5 protein-coding genes are annotated in these 4,826 nt (G+C 32.1%); all 5 read left to right on the forward strand.

The genetic code is table 11. From position 1 onward, the window contains the following. The first annotated feature begins 84 nt into the window (after nucleotides 1-84). Nucleotides 85-1,218: a PLP-dependent aspartate aminotransferase family protein gene (locus Q0370_RS02065; RefSeq protein ID WP_299571436.1), complete on the forward strand. Its 1,134-nt coding sequence runs from the start codon at nucleotides 85-87 to the stop codon at nucleotides 1,216-1,218. A gap of 18 nt (nucleotides 1,219-1,236) precedes the next feature. After that, on the forward strand, nucleotides 1,237-1,923 hold the full coding sequence (locus Q0370_RS02070) for a thermonuclease family protein (protein ID WP_299571439.1): 687 nt from the start codon (nucleotides 1,237-1,239) through the stop codon (nucleotides 1,921-1,923). Nucleotides 1,924-1,983: 60 nt separating this feature from the next. Beyond that, nucleotides 1,984-3,267 (forward strand): GTPase ObgE, encoded by a 1,284-nt coding sequence (gene obgE, locus Q0370_RS02075; protein ID WP_299571441.1) that lies wholly within the window; start codon nucleotides 1,984-1,986, stop codon nucleotides 3,265-3,267. Between the two features lie 124 nt (nucleotides 3,268-3,391). Continuing rightward, entirely contained in the window at nucleotides 3,392-4,249 is an 858-nt protein-coding gene (gene miaA / locus Q0370_RS02080; protein WP_299571443.1) for a tRNA (adenosine(37)-N6)-dimethylallyltransferase MiaA, read from the forward strand. 33 nt (nucleotides 4,250-4,282) lie between these two features. After that, nucleotides 4,283-4,738, forward strand: coding sequence for a PTS sugar transporter subunit IIA (locus Q0370_RS02085; RefSeq protein WP_299571445.1), 456 nt, complete (start codon nucleotides 4,283-4,285; stop codon nucleotides 4,736-4,738). Nucleotides 4,739-4,826 lie beyond the last annotated feature (88 nt).

A 4,826-nucleotide genomic window follows, 5' to 3' on the forward strand; every position in this document is an offset into this window, starting at 1 on the left:
AAAAATTAAATATTTTAAGATTAGAATAGTATCAAAAGTTTAGATTGTAAAATAGTAAAAAAAGAAATGGAGTGTGAGATTGTTATGAGATTTGAAACAAAAACGATACATGGAATAAGAAAAGGAAAAAAGAGAGAACTTTGGGGAACAAATGTTAATTTTGCTTCAACTTTTCCTGTTGCGGAATTTGGAGTGACGCAGGAATTTGAATATTCAAGAGTTTCGGCTCCTACGAGAAATGAGCTTGAAGAAATACTTGCTGCATTGGAAAATGGGAAATATGGATATGCATTTTCATCGGGAATGGCGACTACAACGTCTGTATTTACGATGTTTAAAGCTGGAGATCATATTATTTTAGGTCAGGATATTTATGGTGGGACTTATAGAATTATTCATGATATTTATTCAAAATTTGGATTAGAATATACTTTTGTCGATACAACTGATTTGGATAATATTAGAAATGCTATTAAAGAAAATACAAAGGCTATTTTTATTGAAACTCCGTCAAATCCATTGCTTGATGTTACAGACATGAGAGGAGTTGTAGAGATAGCAAAAGAGCATAACTTGATAACAATTGCAGACAACACTTTTATGACTCCATATTTGCAAAAACCGCTTGATTTTGGGATTGACATTGTAATTCATAGTGCGACTAAATTTTTATCTGGGCATCATGATTTGCTGGCTGGAGTTGCGATTACAAATAATGAGGAGCTTGCGGAAAAAATTAAATTTTCACAAGTTGCGGCTGGAGCCTTAATTTCTCCATTTGACAGCTGGCTTTTGATGAGAAGTCTTAAAACATTGAAACTTAGAGTGGAAGCGGCACAAACGAATGCAGAAAAATTGATAGAATTTTTTCAAAGCCATGATGCAGTTGATAAAATTTACTATCCAACTTTGGATACAAATAAAGGTAAAAAAATTCATGAAAGTCAGGCAACAGGTGGAGGTTCAGTATTCTCATTTACTTTAAAGGACGATTCAAAAGTAAAAACATTTTTTGAAAGTTTGAATGTGGCACTATTTGCAGCGAGTCTTGGTGGAGCAGAAACATTAGTAACTCATCCAAGTACAATTACGCATGCCGAAATGCCTGATGAAGAAAAAGAGGCTAGAGGATTTACAAATTCATTGATAAGAATAGCTGTTGGATTTGAGAATATTGATGACTTGATTGAAGATTTTAAGCAGGCATTGGAAAAATAAAAAATAAAGGAAAAACAGATGGCAACAAAAAGAAGAAAAAGAACTGGAAGAAGTTCAAAAGCTGGAAATGAAAAACTGATTGCTGCAATAATTACTGTGTTATTAGCAATATTTGGATTTGCATACAATGGAGTGAATTCAGGATTTGGTAAAAAAAGAGCAAAAACAAGTAATTCAAAAAAAAATACAGCTTCAAGAGGCACAAATACTAATTATTCAAATAGTGCACCTGTTCAGAATCCAACTATTCTGAAAGGTTATCAAGCCATAAAAGTAAGTGATGGAGATACCATGAACGTTCAGAAAGTGGAAAATGGGAAATTTACTGGAGAAGTTATAAAAATTAGAATGTTTGGAATTGATGCTCCTGAAAAGTCGCAGGATTATGGGAGCGAGAGTAAGCAGGCATTAGAGAAGATGGTAAATGGAAAGACACTTGAAATTGAGGAGAAAAATAGGGATAGATATGGAAGAACAGTGGCTGTAGTCTATGCTGACGGAAAAAATGTAAATGAGGAAATGGTAAAAAATGGAAATGCCTGGTGGTATCAGGAATATGACAAAAACGATACTAAAATGCAGGCTTATCAGGAAAATGCCAAAAAGAATAAACTTGGCCTGTTTGGAAAAAGAGGATATGTAGAGCCGTGGAATTACAGAAGAGAGAAAAAGGCGGTGGCAACAAGTAGAACAAAAAACAGATAATGAGTTTAAGTAATTGTATTAAATGAATAAAAAGAATTATAATAAAGAAAAGGTGATGAAATGTTTATAGATGAAAGTGTAATTACAGTAATTTCTGGAAATGGAGGAGATGGAGCGGCTACGTTCAGACGTGAAAAATTTGTTCAGTTTGGAGGGCCTGACGGTGGAGATGGTGGAAAAGGTGGAGATATTGTCTTTATCGCTGATCCAAATATTAACACGCTTGTAGATTTTAAGAGCAGTAAAAAATTTAAGGCACAAGACGGAACAAAAGGGGCTGCTGCACGTTCTACTGGGAAATCAGGAGAAGACTTGATTATAAAAGTTCCAGTTGGAACAATGATTAGAGATTTTGAAACAAATAAACTGCTGCTCGACTTGGACAATCCAAATGAAAAGGTTATATTTTTGAAAGGTGGAGATGGCGGACGTGGAAATATCCATTTCAAGTCATCAGTAAAAAAAGCTCCAAGAATAGCAGAAAGTGGACGTGAAGGTGTAGAATTAAAAATAAAGCTGGAATTAAAATTGCTGGCTGATGTAGCTCTTGTGGGTTATCCAAGCGTAGGAAAATCAAGTTTTATTAATAAAGTATCAGCTGCCAAATCAAAAGTTGCAAGTTACCATTTTACAACATTAAAGCCTAAATTGGGAGTTGTCAGAATGGGAGATGAGGAAAGTTTTGTTGTGGCGGATGTGCCAGGTCTTATTGAAGGTGCTCATGAAGGAGTAGGGCTTGGAGATAGATTTTTAAAGCACATTGAAAGATGTAAATTAATTATTCACATTGTAGATATTTCAGGATTGGATGGACGTGATCCTAAGGAAGATTTTGTAAAAATAAATCACGAATTAAAAAATTACAGTGAAAAATTAGCAAATAAACCTCAAATTGTTGTGGCTAATAAGATTGACATGCTTTATGAAGATGAAAAGTATGATGAATTTGAAAAATTTGTTAAAGAAAAAGGTATAAAATATGTTTACCCAGTCTCTGTAATTGCAAATGAGGGACTAAAGCCAGTTTTATCAAAGGCATGGGAATTAATCCAGGAAATACCTAGGGAAGAACTGGAAGAAGTTCATTCTGTTGAAGAGCTGATTCAGGAAAATAATAAAAAAGATGACTGGATTGTTAAGAAAACAACTGACAATGTATTTGAAGTGGACGGACGTATTGTGGATGATGTGCTTAAAAAGTATGTGTTTATTGGAGAAGAAGGAATAATAAATTTCCTTCAGAAGATGAGAAGTCTTGGAATGGAAACAGAGCTTGAAAAAGCTGGGGTTGAAGAAGGAGATATTATAATTATTGCTGGATATGAATTTGAATATATAGTTTAGTAATAAATTTTTTAAAAAGATTTTCAGTAAAGATGTGGTTTACTTATAATGGGAGGTAAAGAAGATAGCAGTAAGGAAAAAAGGAATTGTAATCGCAGGTGCAACTGGAGTAGGAAAAACAGACTTGTCGATAAAGCTTGCTAAAAAGATAGATTCAGCAATTATATCAGCAGATGCTTCTCAGATTTATAAGGAGCTGGATATAGGAACAGCTAAGATAACAAGTGATGAAATGCAGGGAATACAACATTATATGATTGATATTATAAATCCTGATGAGGACTATTCTGTGGGAGATTTTGAAAAAACTGTAAATAATATTTTGAATGAAAATGGTGAAAAAAATGAGAAAAATATTATTATTACAGGTGGAACAGGGCTTTATATAAAATCAATCACAGATGGATTTGCAAAACTGCCATCAAAAAATGCGAAAATCAGAGCTGATTTGGAAAGCAAAAGTATTGAGGAGTTACAGAAAATTCTTAAAGAAATGGATGAAAAGTCGTATACTGAAATTGATTTGTTTAATAAATTGAGATTGGTTAGAGCAATTGAAGTTTGTATTTTGACTGGTAGAAAATTTAGCGAGTTACGTATACAAAATATAAAAAATAATAATTATGAGTTCTTAAAGATATTTCTTACTAGAAATAGAGAAGAGCTTTATGAACGGATTAATAAAAGAGTTGAAATTATGATTGCAAAAGGACTTGTAGAAGAAGCAAAAAAAGTATATAATAAGTATACAGAAAGTCTTTATAAAATATCTTCAATCGGATATAAGGAACTATTTAAATATTTTGAAGGAAAAATCACGTGGGATGAAGCGATTGATGAAATAAAAATGGAAAGTAGAAGATATGCAAAAAGACAGATGATATGGTTCAAAAAAGAAAAAAACTATATTACTTATAATTTATCAGAAATGTCTGAAATGCAAGTGCTAGACGATATTCTGAAAAAATGGGAAAAATTTTAGAAAGGAGATTACAGGAAAATCCTGTAAAAAAACATGAAAATATTAGAATATTTGGTACCAGAAAGAATAAAAGTAAATTTAGAAGGTAAAACAAAGGAAGAAATTATTAAGGAAATGGCACAATTGTTTGTGAAAAGTGAAGTTCTTAATTCAGAAGACTTGGAAGAATTTGTAAAGGAAATAAATGAAAGAGAAAAATTGACACCAACTGGAATGCAAGACGGAATAGCTATTCCACATGCAAGAACACCACTTGTAAAAGAACTTTCTCTTGCTTTAGGAATTTCTCGTGAAGGAGTAGATTTTGAAAGTATGGATGGAGAACCTTCAAAATTAATTTTTATGATTGCAGCTCCAGAAGAAACAAAAAAAGAACATTTAGATTTATTGGCTGAGATTTCAAAATTATCTTATGAAGAAGAATTGATTGAAAAAATTGAAAAACTTAATAGTGTGGAAGAAATTTTTGAAACATTAAAATTACAATAATAATACTATAGTCAATGTATTTGAAAATTAAGCCAAAAAATGAAGCGTTTTCTTTTAAAGTAACGCTATGAATATCTATTTTCTTTAG

The organism is uncultured Leptotrichia sp. (assembly GCF_938036635.1).
Classification (GTDB): domain Bacteria; phylum Fusobacteriota; class Fusobacteriia; order Fusobacteriales; family Leptotrichiaceae; genus Leptotrichia; species Leptotrichia hongkongensis.